Genomic DNA, 16,349 nt, shown 5'->3' with positions numbered 1-16,349 from the left:
AGCATGACTTCCCATACCGAACCTCCGATGCATCGTCCGGACAATCTTGGTCATACGCGTATTGCGGCACGGTCGATGTTCGATCCGTCCATCGTGCGGCCGGCGCTGATTGATTCATTCCGCAAGCTCGCGCCTCGCACGCAACTGCGTAATCCAGTGATGTTCTGCGTGTACGTCGGCAGCATCCTGACGACGATCCTCTGGTTTGCCGCGTTGCGCGGCGAGGCGGAGGCGCCTGCAGGCTTCATTGTCGCGATCGCGCTGTGGCTGTGGTTCACCGTGCTGTTCGCGAATTTCGCGGAGGCGCTCGCCGAAGGGCGCTCGAAGGCGCAAGCCGCGTCGCTGCGCGCGGCGCGTCACGATGTAATGGCGAAGAAACTGGAGGATGCACATCCGAAATCGCCGGTTCGCATCATGACGGCGAGCGACCTTCGTCGGGATGACATCGTTCTGGTCGAAACCGGAGACACGATCCCGGCTGACGGCGAGGTGATCGAAGGCGTCGCGTCGGTTGACGAGTCGGCGATCACGGGCGAATCCGCGCCGGTGATTCGCGAATCGGGCGGCGACTTTTCGTCGGTGACAGGCGGCACGCGCGTGCTGTCCGACTGGATCGTCGTCCGAGTCACGGCGAACCCCGGCGAAGCGTTCCTGGACCGGATGATCGCGATGGTCGAGGGCGCGAAGCGTCAGAAGACACCGAACGAGATTGCACTGACAATCCTGCTCGTCGCACTGACGATCGTACTGTTGCTGGCGACCGCAACATTGCTGCCGTTCTCGATCTTCTCCGTCGCGGCTGTGAAGGCTGGGCATGCCGTCACGATCACCGCGCTCGTTGCGCTGCTCGTGTGCCTGATCCCGACGACAATCGGTGGCCTGCTGTCGGCAATCGGTGTCGCCGGGATGAGCAGGATGATGCAGGCAAACGTGATTGCGACATCAGGCCGCGCGGTGGAGGCGGCCGGCGACGTCGATGTGCTGCTGCTCGACAAGACCGGCACGATTACGCTCGGCAACCGCCAGGCTTCCGCTTTCTTCCCGGTGATGAACGTGACTGAAGATGCTCTTGCCGATGCGGCACAACTGGCGTCGCTGTCTGACGAGACGCCGGAAGGTCGGAGCATTGTTGTCCTGGCGAAACAACGATTCAATATTCGCGAACGCGACATGGCTGCTCTTCATCCAACCTTTCTCGCGTTCAGTGCGCAATCCCGCATGAGTGGAGTTGATCTGCCGGATCGAGAAATTCGCAAGGGCGCGGCCGATGCGATCAAGCACCACGTCGAGTCGCGCGGTGGTCGCTTTCCGGCAGAAATGGACCAGATCGTCAATGACATTGCGAGACGCGGCAGCACTCCGCTCGTTGTGTCGGAACTGCACAACGGCCTCGCGCGCGTGCTCGGGGCGATCGAGCTGAAGGACATTGTGAAAGGCAACATCAAGGAACGCTTTGCCGAGCTTCGCAAGATGGGCATCAAGACCATCATGGTGACCGGCGATAATCGCCTGACTGCGGCGACGATTGCCGCGGAGGCCGGCGTTGACGACTTTCTTGCCGAAGCGACGCCCGAGACGAAACTGACGACGATTCGGACGCATCAGGCCGAGGGGCGACTGGTCGCGATGACTGGCGACGGCACGAACGACGCACCCGCACTCGCACAAGCCGACGTCGCGGTGGCGATGAACACCGGCACACAGGCAGCGAAGGAAGCGGGCAACATGGTCGACCTCGATTCGAATCCGACCAAGCTGATCGAGGTGGTCGAGATCGGCAAGCAGATGTTGATGACGCGAGGCTCGCTGACGACCTTCTCGATCGCCAACGACGTCGCGAAGTATTTCGCGATCATTCCGGCGGCCTTCGCGACGACATACCCGCAGTTGCGGGTGCTCGACGTGATGCACCTGACGTCGCCGTCTTCGGCGATTTTGTCGGCCGTCATTTTCAATGCGCTGATCATCGTTGCGCTGATTCCGCTCGCGCTCAAGGGCGTGAAGTATCGTCCGCTCGGCGCGGCGGCGCTGCTGCGCCGTAACTTGTTGGTCTATGGGTTGGGCGGGATCCTGTTGCCGTTTCCGTTCATCAAGCTGATCGACATGACCCTGAGTGCATTTGGCTGGGCATGACTGTAGAGGTTCATCGTGAAAACAGTGCTTCGTCCCGTGCTTGCGTTGTTTATCGCCTTGACCGTGATCACTGGCGGGATCTATCCGCTGATCGTGACCGCGATCGGTCAAGCCGTATTTCCGTGGCAGGCTAATGGGAGTCTGCTGATGAAGGGTGGTAAGGCCATCGGTTCGGCGGTGATCGGGCAGCAATTCGATGCGCCGCATTATTTCTGGGGACGGCTATCTGCCACGTCGCCGAATCCCTACAACGCGCAGGGGTCCGGCGGATCGAACCTCGGCCCGACGAATCCTGCACTTGCGGATGAGGTGAAAGGCCGCATCGACGCGCTGAAAGCCGCCGGCACCGACCTGTCGAAGCCCGTGCCAGTCGATCTCGTGACGTCGTCTGGCAGTGGCCTCGATCCGGAGATCACCCCGGCTGCTGCGGCTTACCAAGCAGAGCGGGTCGCCAAAGCGCGCGGTCTGGCCGTCGAGCAGGTGAACCAACTGATCGCCGCAAACACGTCTGGGCGCCAGCTCGGTGTCTTGGGTCAAGCTCGTGTCAACGTACTCAGGCTGAACCTCGCACTCGACGAGATGAAGCCGATGCATTGATGACCCAGCAACCGCCGCGGAGCACACTTGAATGTAACTCGCGGGGGCGACATCCTGTAGGCAACCCACAGCCATTCTGTCTCACGCCCATGACGCGACGTGAGCAGCGCCGTCGCTCACGTATGGTGTATGGGGCCGCTCGCCCCGGCTGCCGCTGCGGCAGACATTACATCATGTTGCCGCGCCGGACTGGGCCGGTACGACGACATAGCGGCGAGCACTGCGGATGTGCGTCGTCGTCCGCCTGCATGAAACGATCGATTCGGTAAAAATGCGCAGCCCCAATACCACTGTTGTGCTCATCGACGACGATGCATGCATCCGCCATTTTGTGCGCGCGTCACTCACGGACGATGGCATGGCTGTCTTCGAAGCCGCTACGGGTATGCAAGGATTGTCGGAGGCCGCGACCCGGCGCCCCGATTTGCTGATCGTCGACGTTCGCTTGCCGGACATCGATGGCGTAGATTTGATTCGGGAGATTCGTCGCTGGTCCACCTCGCCACTGATTGTTCTGTCGTCCATGGACCGGGAAGCGGATAAAGTTGCTGCGTTGAATGCCGGCGCTGACGACTTTCTCACTAAGCCGTTTGGACTGCCCGAGTTGATGGCACGTATCCATGCCCACTTGCGAAGGCAGGCGCGGGACAGCGCTACCGGGGCTACGACGATTTGTGTTGGCAGCATCGCGGTGGACCTTGGCGAGAGAAAAGCGACACGCGAAGGCCGGCCGGTTCATTTGAGCCGAATCGAATATCGTCTACTGGCTGAACTTGCTCGGCATGCAAATCAATTGATGACGCACGACGAGTTGCTTCGGGCGGTGTGGGGGCCGGCGCATACCAGGGATCAGCACTATTTGCGAGTTTATGTTGGGCATTTGCGGCAAAAGCTGGAACGTGACCCAACTCATCCCGAACACATCATAACGGAGGCCGGTACGGGATATCGTCTCGTCGGAACGCGTTAGGCACGTAGCGCGTTGCAGCCCTTCGCACGGTGAATCACTCGATCCACTTTGGGCACGAGTTGAAGATATGGTCACCCCCTCGCGAGTGATCCAATCTTTGTGTGACGCGCCGAGTGAGATTTTCAATAAGCCGGCGGCTACTTCATTGGAGTGCCTGATGAATCGTTAAACATATTGCGTGACACGCCTAACGTAACCTCGGACGCCCCCGCTGTAGCGAGTCAACGCCGCTTCCACCTCGCCGTCAGCCTCATCGATATAGCCGCGAAAGATTGCGGACCCAATGCGAATGTTCATTGCCGGATCAGACCAATCGCTGACCGATCTACACGGCGTCAGACACTGATACATGAAAATGCTACCGGAACGTCATGATGATGTCGATCAATTCTGGCGTGGCCGCGCCGGTGATGGCCCTGCCGGCGATCACGACGGGTGGCGCCGTTTGCGCATGAGCGTCGTGGATAGTCTCGGCCGCTGAAACCGCTAGCCATCTGCATCGGGAAGTAGTAGATGGGGCACAGTGTGCGGACGTCCACCCTGTAGCGAAACCCGCTTCCGTTGGCATCAAGCATTGAATGTCAGGAATCACTCGCTGAAACCGCTCGATCTGGGCCGAATGCGAGATCCGCTCCCGGTCGGCAAGCACCTTCAGCCGCGTGCTCGAGTCTGGCCCGGGGGACAGGCCGGGACGCCTGGTCAAGGCAGCATGCTGCACATGATAGGCGGCGGCCACGTACGTGAGCGTCATCCACGGGCGCACGCTGCTCGTTTGCGGCGCGCCTGCGTCATAGGCCGGACGTATCACCCCGGAAGGAGTGGTAGCTGCGAAGCCCGTAGCGCTCGGCTCCGGGCACTGCATTCATATAAACGACGATGGCAAGCAATCGCGTCCAGTGTCGACGTTTTCAATGCGCCTCATGACCATCGGCGCTACTTTCCGGCTGGATTGCTGCATGAGTCCGATCGCGCAGCCAGTCGGAAAAGGGAGGGGCGCCACGTTTCGCGATCGGACTCCCGATAAGTGAGTCTCCGCGACGCGGTTGCAGGCCCGATCGGTGCGCGCGCCGCATAGCAGGGCCAGATGCCGGGGCATGAGGGCCGTATCACGCGCGCGCGTCGAGCGTGGCGTAAAACGTGCTCCGTCACTGCACCGGCATGTGTGACCTGGCGCTGCCAGCAAGCGCGCGTTCCCGTAACTTGCCGCTGCCGAGACCGCTTGAATGCGCAGAAACATGGCGCTTAATTAAAGAATGGTCGAAGTCACCCGACGAACATTGATCTGGATTAACCACGAAGCACTTGCGCAGTTTCGATTCGGTCGACAGGCGTCGCTTCGACGTTGACCCATGTCAATTGACGCGACAGGTGAACGCAAGACCATGAACGGCGGGCGGAGTCCATTCACCTGATTCGAGCCGGGCGATCACTGCACGCGCGCCGCAGTCGTGCTCGGCGCAGCCGCGCCGGAGCCACGCCGCTCGCGAACAACGCGTACAAGCTGCCGCTGTTCGAAGCGCTGGTCCTGCGCGCGGTGCTCGCCGGAGCGGCGCGCTGAGCGGAACACCCGGATAGGCGGAATTGCGCGGCGACCGACACTGGGGGCGATCATGACGACACGACGCGAAGCGGGTACCCGGATACTGGCCGCAACGGCACTGGTATTCGCGCCCGCACGCACTGGTGCAGACGTGCGACGTGCGGTGACGTTGCCTGCTCCGAAGGCCGACAACTCGGCGTCGCTCTCCGCCGCGCTGAGAATGCGGCGTTCGACACGCGAATACTCGGATCGCCCATTGTCGGAAACGCTGCTTTCCGATCTGCTATGGGCCGCGTATGGCGTCAACCGGCCGAGCGGCGATCGGACCGCGCCGTACTGGCGCCATCTGATGGTGCTGGATATTTACGTCGCGAAAGCGGATGGCGTATGGCTGTACGAGCCGAAGACTCACGCGCTGCTGCCGCATCTGCCGGCCGACCTCCGTGCGCAGACCGGACGGCAGGGCTTCGTTGCGACTGCCCCCGTCAACCTTGTCTATGTCGCTCATGGCGAGCGGATGATGGACGTCAGTGCCGAGGAGCGCCGGATGTACGCGTCGGTCGACACCGGCTTCATCGGGCAGAACGTGTATTTGTTCTGTGCGGCATCGGGGCTTGCTACGGTGTTCCGGGCCTCGATCGATTATGCGCGTCTCGAGCACGCATTGAACTTGCCGGACACGCGATTCGTGACCTTTGCCCAGACGGTCGGCTAGCCGGCCGACAATGCGCGACGGACGTCGGGTATCGGCCAGGCCGGCGCTGCGGCGCAACAGCGTCCGTGAGAGTCGGCAGGCGCCGATTGGTCTGCGAGCGCCGACGACATGCTACGGCGACTCAGAATGCGACCTGCAGCACGACGTCAAACGCAAGCACGAGCGCCGAGCAAACGACCCCGAACGTCAGGTTCGCAAGCCGATGCTCGACGTCCGGACGCCGGCCGGCCCAAGCGGTCACGAAAAACAGCCCGTCGAGAATCACCTGCAGCGCAAACACGATCAGCATCAGCGTGAACTCGTAACCAGCCTGCGGCAACTGCGCGAAATGCCAGCCATGCCGGCCAACCCAGTAGGCGACGCGATAGGCCTCGTAGCCGGCCAGCAGCAGCGGGAACAGATAGGACACAAAATAAGTCGGCACCGTTGCGTGCCGGAATTCGGGAAGGAAGTGATGTCCGGTCCGCATGATGGCCTCCGATCGACGAATGCGTGCATCGGGACGATGCCGTTCACGCATTCAGCGTAGGCCGCGCATGGCGGCTGCCGATTGACCCGCATCAACCGGACGCTGCGGCGCGGCGCGCGTCTTCTGCACGTCGCGTGCGGCTGCGGTACGGTTGCGCGGGGCGCGCCACCCGCCCATGCGAGGCTGATCTGGATCAAGCTCGCCCCGCTTCGGGCGACGTAGCGTGATTCCTGTCGACAGTCAGATCAGGTGGACGATCATGAAGACCGAGGGTGAACTTCGGAGGGGCGTGGAACAGGCGCTGGAATGGGACCTGTCTGTCGAAGCGGCGCTGGTTCGCCACGTGGCGGACGAGACGAGACAGGTGGAAGTTGGAGTCCACGACGGCTGCTTGACGTTAACGGGACGGGGTGGTTCGCTGCAGAAGCGCCAGCTCACATACGATGCCGCGTGGTTGGCGCAGCGCGTGTGCGAAGTGGTCAACCAGTTGACGGTCGTGTAGCCGTCGCGGAGTGCGCTCAGCAAGGTCCGGCTCAATGGGCTCCGTAATGAACCTCGACACCGCCATACCCCCCAACGTCGACGCCGCGCGCCTGTTGGCGCTCGTCGACGCGCTGTCGGCCGAACTGTACGGCACGCGCGATACGCCGCGTCGCGCGTCGCTCGACGCGCAATTCGACAGCGATCTGGGCTTCGACAGCCTGACGCGCGCCGAGTTGTTCGATCGCATTGAGCAGACACTCGGCGTGCGCCTGCCGGTCGACGTGTTCGCGTCCGCCGCGACGCCCGCGGACCTGCTGGATGCGCTGAACAGCAACCGAACGATCACAGCCTCCGACGCGGAGTACCCGGCCGCGCCACCGATCGCGGTGGAATGGCCGGTCCCGGCCGATTGCCGCACGCTGGTCGATGCGCTGCGCTGGCACGTCGAACGGCATCCTGAACGTACGCACATCGTGCTGCTCGCGGACGGCGAGACGGAGACGACCATCAGCTACGCGCGCCTGTATCGCGACGCGACGGCGCTTGCCGGCGGGCTGAGCGCGAAGGGCATCGGTCCACACGACACGGTCGCGCTGATGCTGCCGACTGGCCCGGATTATTTCGCGGCGTTCATCGCGATCCTGCTATGCGGCGCGGTGCCGGTGCCGATATATCCTCCGTTGCGGCCGGATCAGCTCGCCGAACACGTCGCACGCTACACGGCGATTTTCGCGAACGCCCAGGTCAAGGCGCTCGTTTCGTTCAACGAGGCTGCGCCGGCAGCGCGGCTCCTGAAGGCACGCGTCGCGTCGCTTGAGCACCTGCTCTTTCCTGCGCAGCTCGCAGATGCCGCGCTGCCGGCTCCGGCACTTGCAGCAAAGCCCGGTGATCTCGCACTGCTGCAATACACGTCGGGCAGCACCGGGGAGCCGAAGGGCGTCGAGCTCACGCATGCGAACCTGATAGCGAACATCCGCGCGATGGGCACACGAATGGAGGTGCGGCCGACCGACGTCGTCGTCAGTTGGCTGCCGCTCTATCACGACATGGGACTGATCGGCGCATGGCTCGCGCCGATGTACTTCGGCGTTCCGGTTGTCGTGATGCCGCCCCTCGCGTTCCTGGCTCGTCCGGAACTGTGGCTGAACGCGCTGGCGCGCTATCGCGGCACGATCTCCGCCGCGCCGAATTTCGCGTATGAGCGATGTGCACGCCATCTCGAGGTGGATTCGCTTGCGGATGTCGACCTGTCTGCGTGGCGACTGGCCTGTTGCGGCGCCGAGCCGGTCAATCCAAACACGATGCGCGCGTTTGTCGCGCGTTTCGCGCCGCTTGGCTTCGACGCGCGAGCACTGACACCTGTCTACGGGCTCGCCGAGAACACGCTCGGCGTGACGTTCCCGCCACCCGGGCGCGGGATGCGCGTCGATCGCGTGTCGCGCGCGGCACTGGGCGACACTGGGTGCGCCGTCCCCGCCTCGGATGACGGGGACGCGCTCGACGTGCCGAGCTGCGGGCAACCGCTCGCGGGCACGGCGCTGCGCATCGTTGACGAAGCCGGACGAGCGCTGCCAGAGCGCAGCACCGGACGCATCGAGTTTCGTGGCGACTCGGCTACGCGCGGCTACTACCGCAGTCCTGCGAAAACGGCCGGCATGTTCGACGGCGCATGGCTCGACAGCGGCGATCTCGGCTACCTGTCGGATGGCGAGCTATACGTGACCGGTCGTGTAAAGGACCTGATCATCCGCGCCGGCCGTCACTTTTTCCCGTACGAACTGGAGGCGGCGATCGCGCGTCTGCCCGACGTCGTGCCGGCGGGCGTCGCGGTATGCGGCGCGGCCGATCCCGCAACGGGAACCGAGCGACTCGTGATCCTCGTCGAATCGGGCGCGACCGATGAAACTGCGGCAGCGCGTCTGCGCAGCCGTGTCAATGACGCGACGACGGCGCTGTGGGGCGCACCTGCGGAGGAGGTCGGCATCGTCGCGCCGCACACGATCCTCAAGACGCCGAGCGGCAAGATACGCCATGAGGCGACGCTCGACCAATACCTGCAGCGCGGCGCACACGCGCCGCGCACGCCGGCGCCGGCAACCCAGTTTGCCGAACTGGCCGTGGGCAGCGTCGTGCCGGTCGTGCACCGCGCACTGCGGCGAGCGGCCCGGATTGCATGGGGCGTCTATTGCTGGCTGCTGGTCGCGCTGTTCGCGCCGGCTGTCTGGGCGTCCGTCGCGTGGCGGGACGACTGGAACGGCAACTGGCGGCGCACCGCGCGCGCGTGCCGGCTCTTCCTGCGGCTCGCGGGCCTTCGCGCGACGCTGCACGGCATGCCGGATGCGCTCGGCGAAGGCGCCGTGATTGTCGTCGCGAATCATGCGAGCTACGTCGACATCGTCGTGCTGTTCGCGCAACTGCCGCGGCCGGTCCGGTTCGTCGCGAAACGGGAGCTTGCATCGACACCGTTCGTCGGTCGCATGTTGCGCGCGCTCGGCACGTGCTTCGTCGAGCGGCGCGACTATCGCCGCAGTCTCGAGGACGAGGCTGCGCTCGTCGCGCGTGCGTCGGGCGACACGCTGCTGTTCTTTCCGGAAGGCACCTTCACGCAAACGGCGGGACTAGCACCGTTCCGGCTTGGCGCGTTCCGTGCCGCTTGCGTGAACGGCCGGCCCGTCGTACCGGTGGCATTGAACGGCACGCGCGCCGTGCTTCGCGACTGCGAATGGCTACCGCATCGACACGCGGTCGACGTGACCATCGGCGGGCCGCTTCAGCCGGACGGCGCCGACTTCCGGGCGATGGCGCGACTGCGCGATCGTGCGCGCGATGCGATTCTCGCGTCCTGTGGCGAAGCCGATCTCGGGGCTGCGGATACGGGATAGACAACATTCGCATCTAGCCGGCTGGATCATTCGCGACCAGCTTCGCGCAATCCGATGCGACGAGCGCGTCGAAAACGCCATGCACCGTCGATCGTAGGCTGCCGGTATCGGTCAGTCGTGCGGGCGCCCTGCCGCGGCCGGACGCAATATTGGGGGCATTCTCATGCCTCGACTTTTCCATCATCAGGAACCAGTGGCATTCGGCTTCATCACTGCCTCGGCTTTCACCTGCGCGGGCATCCTTATCGTGCACTAGCTTGTTCGACGACTTCGATCATGGTTTGCGCGTGTGGTCGGGCCGCCGTTCGGTGTTCGATATTGAACCGTTCTGGCGTCGCGGCCGAGAATGGGCGCCAAGCTCGTAGTCGACTTTGTCGAGACCGACAAGTCGTATGAAATCACCGCAGAATTGCCGGGGCTGAGCGAGAAGGAAATCGAGGTCAAGCTCGCGAACGGCCGGTTGTCGATCAGCGGCGAAAAGCAGGAAGAGACGGATGAGAGGCACAAGGGCTACTACGTGCACGAGCGCCGCTTCGGCGCGTTCGAGCGTTACTTCAGCGTGCCAGACGGTGTTGACAGTGACAAGATAGCAGCGTCGTTCGATAAGGGCATGCTGAAGGTGACGCTGCCGAAGACTCCCGAAGCCCGCAAGTCCGAGAAGAAGAGCGAGGTCAATGCAGGTTGACGCAACCCTGGCGGCATCGCCGAACGCGTCGCGACGCGTTCGGCGATGCCTCTTTTACACCCAGAACCTGCATGCGGCTACCGGACGATGCCTCGGAATTCGGACCTTTACCCGCCGACGATGCCCAACCTGCCGCCGTGGGTGCGCGACAAGGCGATCGAGATCGCGAACGCGCTGTCGATCGCCGTGCAGCGCGTGGTGCGTTCGGATGTCGGCGCCGCCGGCGTCATGTTCTCGCTCGATACGGAAACCGGCTTCGACAAGGCGGTGCTGATCAGCCCAGCGTGGGGGCTCGGCGAGAACGTGGTGCAGTGCACAGTCAACCCGGACGAATATGAAGTGTTCAAGCCGCTGCTCGCCGATCCGGCGTGCAGCCCCGTCATCGGCAAGACGCTCGGCGAAAAGGCGCGCAAGCTGGTCTATGCGCGCGACATGGACGCGCCGACCCGCAATTTGCCGACCTCGAAGGCCGAGCGCGCGACCTTTGTCCTCCCGGACTCCGACATCCTAACGCTCGCGCGCTGGGCCTGCGCGATTGAGACGCACTATGGCCAGCCGATGGACATCGAATGGGCAAAGGACGGCGTGAGCGGGGAACTGTTCGTCGTCCAGACCCGTCCCGAAACGGTGCAGTCCCGCCGCGAAGCCAGCGCCGTGAAGACCTACCGTCTCGGCCAGACCGGCCGGAAGCTCCTCGCCGGCGTGAGCGGCGGCGAGGTCATCGCGGTCGGCAGCGTCTGCGTGATCGACGATGATTGAGCGCGTCGCGTCCCAACGTGTCGGCTCGAGACCGCGTCGCGAGGCATGCCGGGACGGCGGCCAGTTTCGTTTCGTATCGATTGTCCGGCGGTTCCGAACCGTTGACCTCCGTCAACCCCCGCCTGCAAGGAGCGCCGATGATGGAAGCATATACGGACACCACCGGCGTATCGGTTCATCCAGCGAGGTCGGTATGTACAAGAACGTCATGGTCGTCGTAGGCGGCAGTCCTTCATCGAAGGTGGCGCTCGACGAAGGACTGAAGGTGGCCCGATAGTGCGGCGCCCGCCTGCTCATGGTGTTCGTCGTCGACAAATCGGTCTTGTTCGCCTATGGGGGACGATTGGATCCGGATGCGCGGCACGGCGTGGATCCACGGGCCGTATGCCATCTGTCAAGGTAACCATCATGCAGATCTCGTTTCCTTCCGAACAACCGACGTATTGCGGCATCGATCCCGCGCTGAGCTTTCCGGCGCTCGTCGAAGGACGCCGTGTGCGCTGCGCGATCACCGCGGAAGCGCTGGAAGATCACTTCCGTGCGGCGTCGCCTCGCGAGCAGGATCTCGTCGAAGCCTTCGCGCGTCATCGTTCCGCCATCGAACGTGCGGCGCGCTGCCTGCTCGAGGAAGTCGGGGGACGGCCGATCCTGCTTCACAGCGGCTATTTCCGGTTCTGCACGTGAGTGCCCGCCGCCCTTGACACGCATCAAGTGCGTGCCGGTGCGGACGCCTACGCTGGATTCCGCAAGATCACTCGTCCTTTGCGCGGCATGCGGTGTCGCGCCTCTGATATTCATCGCGGCCGCAGTCGTCGGGACGAAGGCGATAGCCACATGTCAATTACTGAAGGAGTGCGAACCATGAGCAAGATAACGCGTTATGATCCGTTTTCGATCGAACCTGTTTCCGACCTTTTCCAGGGGCTGTTCAGGCCGTTGCGAGGCATAACGCTGACGGACGAACCCGATCTCGCGTCGATGAAGATCGACGTGACGGAAAGCGACGACACCTATAAGGTCAACGCAGAACTGCCGGGCGTCGCAAAGGACGACATCGACGTCCAGGTGACGGGCCGGACCGTATCGATCAACGCAAAGATCGAACGCAACACCGAGCAGAAGGAAGGCGAGCGCGTGATCCGGCGCGAGCGCTACAGCGGCGCGATCAGCCGCTCGTTCTCGCTGCCCGGCGAGATCGACGACGCGAACGCGACGGCGACGTATCAGGATGGCGTGCTGTCCCTGACGCTGCCGAAGAAGGCGCCGGTCGGGCAGAAGAAGCTGCCGATCAGCTGATCGGCAAACGGGCGACGGGCAGTACACGGGTGCATGGTCCGAAGGGAGGAAACGGCGCGCGGAGCGATCCGCGCGCCGTTTCATTGAAGCAGCCACATGTGCGCTTACGCATGCGATGCCGCACCGCCGGCCCGATAGCCGACCGTCTGCGCAAGGATCGGCAGTTCGTCCTCGTTCAGTCGCAGTGCGTCGGCGAGCGCGCGGTGATTGATCCAGCCGGGCATGACCATGCCGAGGCTGGCCGCCGCGCAATACAGCGAGACGTTCTGCGCGATGGCGCCGGCAGCGATTGCCGAGAACACGTCGCGTTGTTGGGGCGGCATGTCGAGTATCGCAGACGTGCGCATGACGTAGACGAGATCGAGCGGCGCACGGCCGACGAAGTCCTGATAGCCCGTCAGGTCGCGCGCGTCGACCGCGTACTTCAGCACGAGCCGGTGCGCGGGTGCGTCGTAACGATAGACGCAGTACGGCAACGCGACGTAGATGTCGATTTCATTGGATGGGTGCGCGGACGGTGCCGTACGACCGCCGCTTGCCGGGCGGTTGATGCCGTCCGCGGCGCACAGCATCGCGCCGATGCGTCGCGGGTGGCAGCGGCGTGGCGGCGAATTCGCGAGAACTCATCCGGGCCGCGAGCACCGCCATCAGTGGCACGTCGTTGTCGAGCACCGGGCGCGGGAGATCGACGACGCCGGGCGATTCTCCTTGCGTCGGTGTCGGCAGTGTCGGAGGCGACGGCGAGTAGGCCAACAGTTATTGTTCGGTAATTCGAGTCTCCTTGGAGCGTGATTGCGCGTGCCGGGGACGTCGCGCATTGGCGATCTCACGATAAGGTAGCCGGGCCGCATCGGGTGGACCTTTGTCAAGCGGCGCAACGGACGGTCGCGCGGTGCCTCGCGAGGCATCCGTTGACCTGCATCAGCGATCCTCGGCCGAGCGTGTGCAAATCTGGCTGCGTGCGGCGGATAGGCGTGCCGCGGCTCACAGGAGAGCAGACGATGAAAACCGACAAGCAGTTGAAGCAGGACGTTCAGGATGAACTGGAGTCCGACCCGTCGATCGATGCGACACGCATCGGTGTCGAGGTGACCGACCGGATCGTGACGGTTTCGGGGCACCCGCCGAGCTATGCGGAGAAGCTGGCGATCGAGCGCGCGGCGAACCGCGTGGCCGGCGTCAAGGCGCTCGTCGTCGACATGACCGTGCATCTGCCGGACGACGACGTACGTACCGACGAGGACATCGCGAAAGCGGTGCGTTCGGTCCTGCACTGGACGGTCGGGCTGCATGACGACGCGGTGAAGGTGCAGGTCGAACGCGGCTGGATTACGCTGTCCGGGAAGGTCGACTGGGCGTACCAGAGCCACCTGGCCGTGCGCGCGATCTCGCAGATGCGCGGCGTGACGGGCGTGACCGACCACATCGCGGTACAAGGGACAGTCGGCGCGGACGACATCGGCGGCAACATCAAGCGCGCGATCATGCGTCACGCGGAGCGCGAGGCGAAGCACATCGCGATCGACGTGCACGACGGCACCGTGCGGCTGTCCGGCAAGGTCGGCTCGTTTTCCGAGCGCAAGGCCGTGCGCGGTGCCGCGTGGTCGGCGCGAGGCGTGCGCGCAGTCGTCGACGACCTGGTGGTCGAGTGAAGCCGGCAGGCGGCCGGCGAATACGCAGCACGCGGGGCGTCGGGAGGAAATTCCGATGACACTGTCGGGCGAACTGCACGATGCGGACTGGTCGGTCGCGATAGATACTGTCACGGCCGAACCGGGCGGCGTTTGTTGCAGGATCCACGTCACGCTCAAATCGCCAGATGGCGCACGCGAGCGGACGTTCGCGCACAGCAGAACCCATCCAACCGAGCGCGAAGCGGCGATCGACGGGCTGCGCGCCGGGATGACGTTGATCGATATGAAGAACACCTTTACGGTCTGAACCGGCAGGTGCCCCAGGGCGGGGCGCGTCAACGACGGCGTCGATCCGTCGCGGGATGCGGCGACCGACGCGTCCCGCCGGCCGTCTACCTCATCTCGTGCGGGACTCGGCGGCGCGGAGCACGCCTTCTTTCGCAGGCCGCGCATGCCGGTGCGGCTGCGGAACATGATGGGCAACGGCATCGGTCACGGTCGGAAAGAAACCGGCGGCGCCGAATACGTCGAACAGCCCGTAAGCGCGCGGGCGATTCGTCCGGAAAGGGGCCGGTTCATCGGGGCTTCATCCGGGGGAAATTCGGGTGAAAGGCAGGACGCGCTCCGGCAAACGCGCGTTCATCGGGATGCAGCCGGTATCGACAGACGTACGAGACGACGGTACGCGTGTGACCATGGCGTCAAATGCGGTGGCCGATGCCGTCGAGCGAGTTCCGCCGCCGCGTTACGGCACGCCACGCCCGGCGTCACGCGGCCTTGAACACCGACGACTGCAGCGCCTTGGCGATGCGGGCCAGCGTCGCGATCGATCCCGTCACGCTTTCGTACCGCTCGCGCCCTATCTGTCCGTCGAGTATCACGAGCATGCCGGCGTCGCGAGCGAGTGCTACGAGTGCCTGCGTGTCGAGTGCAGCCGCGTCGGATGGATCGTCCGGGTCGGTGCGGTAGGTACCGTGTGACATGATGTCCCTCCTCGTGCCTGCGATCGGTTGGTCGTGCAACCGTTCTCGGTGATGTCAGTATCGTTTTCGTCACGGGACGATTCAATCAGCCTTGCCCGAAGCTGCGGTAGGAATCGTGCAGAAGCCGTCGGCGGATTCCTACGCGGCGCGCCACTTCGAAGCAGCATCGCAGCGAGCCGGCACGGTTTCCGGACGCAGCGCGTATCGGCTTCCGATTGCGTGCCAGATTCGCGCGGCGGATTCGCAATAGGTGAACAGCTCAAGGTCGCGGCGGTCGATCATCCCTTCGTCCGCGAGAACCGCCAGGTCGACCGCACGGTGCCAGTACGCCTCGCCGACGAGGATGACCGGCAGCGGTGCGATCTTGCGCGTCTGCAGCAGCGTCAGCACCTCGAACAGCTCGTCGAACGTGCCGTAGCCGCCGGGGAAAAAGACGGTGACTTCGCGCGCGCGAGCAGTTGCAGCATGCGGATGGCGAAGTAGTGAAGCCGGAAGCAGAGATCGGGCGGGATGTACGGATTCGACGCCTGTTCCCGCGGCAGCTCGATATTGAAGCCGGCGCTGGGTGCGCCTCGCTCGTACGCGCCGCGGTTGCCGGCTTCCAGAATGCCGGGGCCGCCACCCGTCACGATCGCGGGCGGTGCGGCGCGCGTGCAGCGGTCTGCCGGAGCCGTGCGCGCGCTCAGCGAGCAGGCGATTCGCTTCGTCCAACCGCGCATTCGCGACGGTAGGTGCAACGGCTGCCGTAGATTACGACTGCATGCCCGATTCGTTCGAGCTGCCGGCGCTCTTCTGCCTTCCAGTAGTTGAGTTGCAGCCGGATGCCTCGCATGCTTGCGCGCTGCGGCAGCGCCGCATCTTTCATCGACGGGCGTGCAGCTCGAACGCTTGGCGACGTGCCGCGAGCGACGGGGGATGCGGAGGATACCGTTGTTGCCGGCGATGGCATCCGGCCGCGTGGCCGGCCGTTTGCTGCGCGCGTTCGCGATCGTTGCGCCGGGTGCAGTACGGTGGCGCGCGCTGTCTTGCGCAATGCCGCCAGGCACTAGTCTGGCCATGGTCGGCATGATGGGACGGGACGTTCGCCGCTCACTTAACACCCACTGCACGAGCTGAGGCGCGTCGTGCCGCGATCGATCGCCGACTTCATCGGCGTGTCGCCCCAGTGCATGCGGTCTGCCGACGCGCAGCTTGCGTTCCAGT

The 16,349-nt window shown here is 64.2% G+C and carries 12 protein-coding genes and 5 pseudogenes; 13 read left to right on the top strand and 4 right to left on the bottom strand.

The window, feature by feature from the left end; translation table 11 throughout:
* Positions 1-27: 27 nt before the first annotated feature.
* The 4 genes from kdpB (at position 28) to DM992_RS39750 (ending at position 5,955) form a co-directional block, all read left to right on the top strand.
* On the top strand, positions 28-2,133 hold the full coding sequence (gene kdpB / locus DM992_RS39770) for a potassium-transporting ATPase subunit KdpB (RefSeq protein ID WP_275427588.1): 2,106 nt from the start codon (positions 28-30) through the stop codon (positions 2,131-2,133).
* Positions 2,134-2,148: 15 nt separating this feature from the next.
* Positions 2,149-2,730, top strand: a complete 582-nt coding sequence (kdpC, locus tag DM992_RS39765) for a potassium-transporting ATPase subunit KdpC (RefSeq protein WP_111021741.1) — start codon at positions 2,149-2,151, stop codon at positions 2,728-2,730.
* A 271-nt stretch (positions 2,731-3,001) separates the two neighbouring features.
* Positions 3,002-3,700: a response regulator gene (locus DM992_RS39760; RefSeq protein ID WP_111021740.1), complete on the top strand. Its 699-nt coding sequence runs from the start codon at positions 3,002-3,004 to the stop codon at positions 3,698-3,700.
* Between the two features lie 1,610 nt (positions 3,701-5,310).
* Positions 5,311-5,955, top strand: a complete 645-nt coding sequence (locus tag DM992_RS39750) for a nitroreductase family protein (protein WP_111021738.1) — start codon at positions 5,311-5,313, stop codon at positions 5,953-5,955.
* Between the two features lie 121 nt (positions 5,956-6,076).
* Here DM992_RS39750 and DM992_RS39745 read toward each other — a convergent pair whose 3' ends face one another.
* On the bottom strand, positions 6,077-6,424 hold the full coding sequence (locus tag DM992_RS39745) for a hypothetical protein (RefSeq protein WP_111021737.1): 348 nt from the start codon (positions 6,422-6,424) through the stop codon (positions 6,077-6,079).
* Positions 6,425-6,683: 259 nt separating this feature from the next.
* On the opposite strand from DM992_RS39745, the gene DM992_RS39740 reads away from it, so the two are divergent.
* The 7 genes and pseudogenes from DM992_RS39740 to DM992_RS39710 all read left to right on the top strand — a co-directional run bounded on the left by DM992_RS39740 (position 6,684) and on the right by DM992_RS39710 (position 12,529).
* A complete protein-coding gene (locus DM992_RS39740) occupies positions 6,684-6,926 on the top strand; it encodes a BON domain-containing protein (protein ID WP_162631870.1) in 243 nt (80 codons plus the stop codon).
* 46 nt (positions 6,927-6,972) lie between these two features.
* The gene (locus DM992_RS39735; RefSeq protein ID WP_111021735.1) at positions 6,973-9,789 is read left to right on the top strand and encodes an AMP-binding protein; all 2,817 of its coding nucleotides are present in this window, start codon (positions 6,973-6,975) and stop codon (positions 9,787-9,789) included.
* A 257-nt stretch (positions 9,790-10,046) separates the two neighbouring features.
* Positions 10,047-10,474 (top strand): annotated as a pseudogene (locus DM992_RS39730) (Hsp20/alpha crystallin family protein); the annotation flags it as partial.
* Positions 10,475-10,645: 171 nt separating this feature from the next.
* A pseudogene (locus tag DM992_RS39725) lies at positions 10,646-11,224 on the top strand (PEP/pyruvate-binding domain-containing protein); the annotation flags it as partial.
* Positions 11,225-11,426: 202 nt separating this feature from the next.
* Positions 11,427-11,591: pseudogene (locus DM992_RS43305) on the top strand (universal stress protein); the annotation flags it as partial.
* A gap of 50 nt (positions 11,592-11,641) precedes the next feature.
* Positions 11,642-11,917, top strand: coding sequence for a DUF1488 domain-containing protein (locus tag DM992_RS39715; protein ID WP_111021734.1), 276 nt, complete (start codon positions 11,642-11,644; stop codon positions 11,915-11,917).
* 177 nt (positions 11,918-12,094) lie between these two features.
* Positions 12,095-12,529, top strand: a complete 435-nt coding sequence (locus DM992_RS39710) for an Hsp20/alpha crystallin family protein (protein WP_111021733.1) — start codon at positions 12,095-12,097, stop codon at positions 12,527-12,529.
* 104 nt (positions 12,530-12,633) lie between these two features.
* On the opposite strand, the pseudogene DM992_RS39705 reads toward DM992_RS39710, so the two are convergent.
* Positions 12,634-13,282, bottom strand: a pseudogene (locus DM992_RS39705) (nitroreductase family protein).
* 248 nt (positions 13,283-13,530) lie between these two features.
* On the opposite strand from DM992_RS39705, the gene DM992_RS39700 reads away from it, so the two are divergent.
* Positions 13,531-14,181 carry a BON domain-containing protein gene (locus DM992_RS39700; protein WP_111021732.1) on the top strand — a complete coding sequence of 217 codons (651 nt, stop codon included), beginning with the start codon at positions 13,531-13,533 and terminating at the stop codon, positions 14,179-14,181.
* A gap of 55 nt (positions 14,182-14,236) precedes the next feature.
* On the top strand, positions 14,237-14,470 hold the full coding sequence (locus DM992_RS39695; RefSeq protein ID WP_105393388.1) for a hypothetical protein: 234 nt from the start codon (positions 14,237-14,239) through the stop codon (positions 14,468-14,470).
* Positions 14,471-14,930: 460 nt separating this feature from the next.
* Here DM992_RS39695 and DM992_RS39690 read toward each other — a convergent pair whose 3' ends face one another.
* Both DM992_RS39690 and DM992_RS39685 read right to left on the bottom strand, forming a co-directional pair.
* On the bottom strand, positions 14,931-15,146 hold the full coding sequence (locus DM992_RS39690; protein ID WP_111021731.1) for a hypothetical protein: 216 nt from the start codon (positions 15,144-15,146) through the stop codon (positions 14,931-14,933).
* Positions 15,147-15,284: 138 nt separating this feature from the next.
* Positions 15,285-16,095 (bottom strand): annotated as a pseudogene (locus DM992_RS39685) (LOG family protein).
* Positions 16,096-16,349 lie beyond the last annotated feature (254 nt).

The sequence above is a fragment of the Burkholderia sp. JP2-270 genome, from assembly GCF_003233675.1.
Taxonomy (GTDB): Bacteria; Pseudomonadota; Gammaproteobacteria; order Burkholderiales; family Burkholderiaceae; genus Burkholderia; species Burkholderia pyrrocinia_C.
The sequence above is the reverse complement of the archived record's forward strand: the minus strand, read 5'-3'. Positions and strand labels throughout refer to the sequence as shown.

What these genes read in the sequence shown, in the direction of transcription:
- kdpB (WP_275427588.1), top strand. Translation starts at nt 28, where the DNA reads ATGCATCGTCCGGACAATCTTGGTCATACGCGTATTGCGGCACGGTCG.
- DM992_RS39760 (WP_111021740.1), top strand. Translation starts at nt 3,002, where the DNA reads ATGCGCAGCCCCAATACCACTGTTGTGCTCATCGACGACGATGCATGC.
- DM992_RS39750 (WP_111021738.1), top strand. Translation starts at nt 5,311, where the DNA reads ATGACGACACGACGCGAAGCGGGTACCCGGATACTGGCCGCAACGGCA.
- DM992_RS39745 (WP_111021737.1), bottom strand. Translation starts at nt 6,424, where the DNA reads ATGCGGACCGGACATCACTTCCTTCCCGAATTCCGGCACGCAACGGTG.
- DM992_RS39740 (WP_162631870.1), top strand. Translation starts at nt 6,684, where the DNA reads ATGAAGACCGAGGGTGAACTTCGGAGGGGCGTGGAACAGGCGCTGGAA.
- DM992_RS39735 (WP_111021735.1), top strand. Translation starts at nt 6,973, where the DNA reads ATGAACCTCGACACCGCCATACCCCCCAACGTCGACGCCGCGCGCCTG.
- DM992_RS39715 (WP_111021734.1), top strand. Translation starts at nt 11,642, where the DNA reads ATGCAGATCTCGTTTCCTTCCGAACAACCGACGTATTGCGGCATCGAT.
- DM992_RS39710 (WP_111021733.1), top strand. Translation starts at nt 12,095, where the DNA reads ATGAGCAAGATAACGCGTTATGATCCGTTTTCGATCGAACCTGTTTCC.
- DM992_RS39700 (WP_111021732.1), top strand. Translation starts at nt 13,531, where the DNA reads ATGAAAACCGACAAGCAGTTGAAGCAGGACGTTCAGGATGAACTGGAG.
- DM992_RS39695 (WP_105393388.1), top strand. Translation starts at nt 14,237, where the DNA reads ATGACACTGTCGGGCGAACTGCACGATGCGGACTGGTCGGTCGCGATA.
- DM992_RS39690 (WP_111021731.1), bottom strand. Translation starts at nt 15,146, where the DNA reads ATGTCACACGGTACCTACCGCACCGACCCGGACGATCCATCCGACGCG.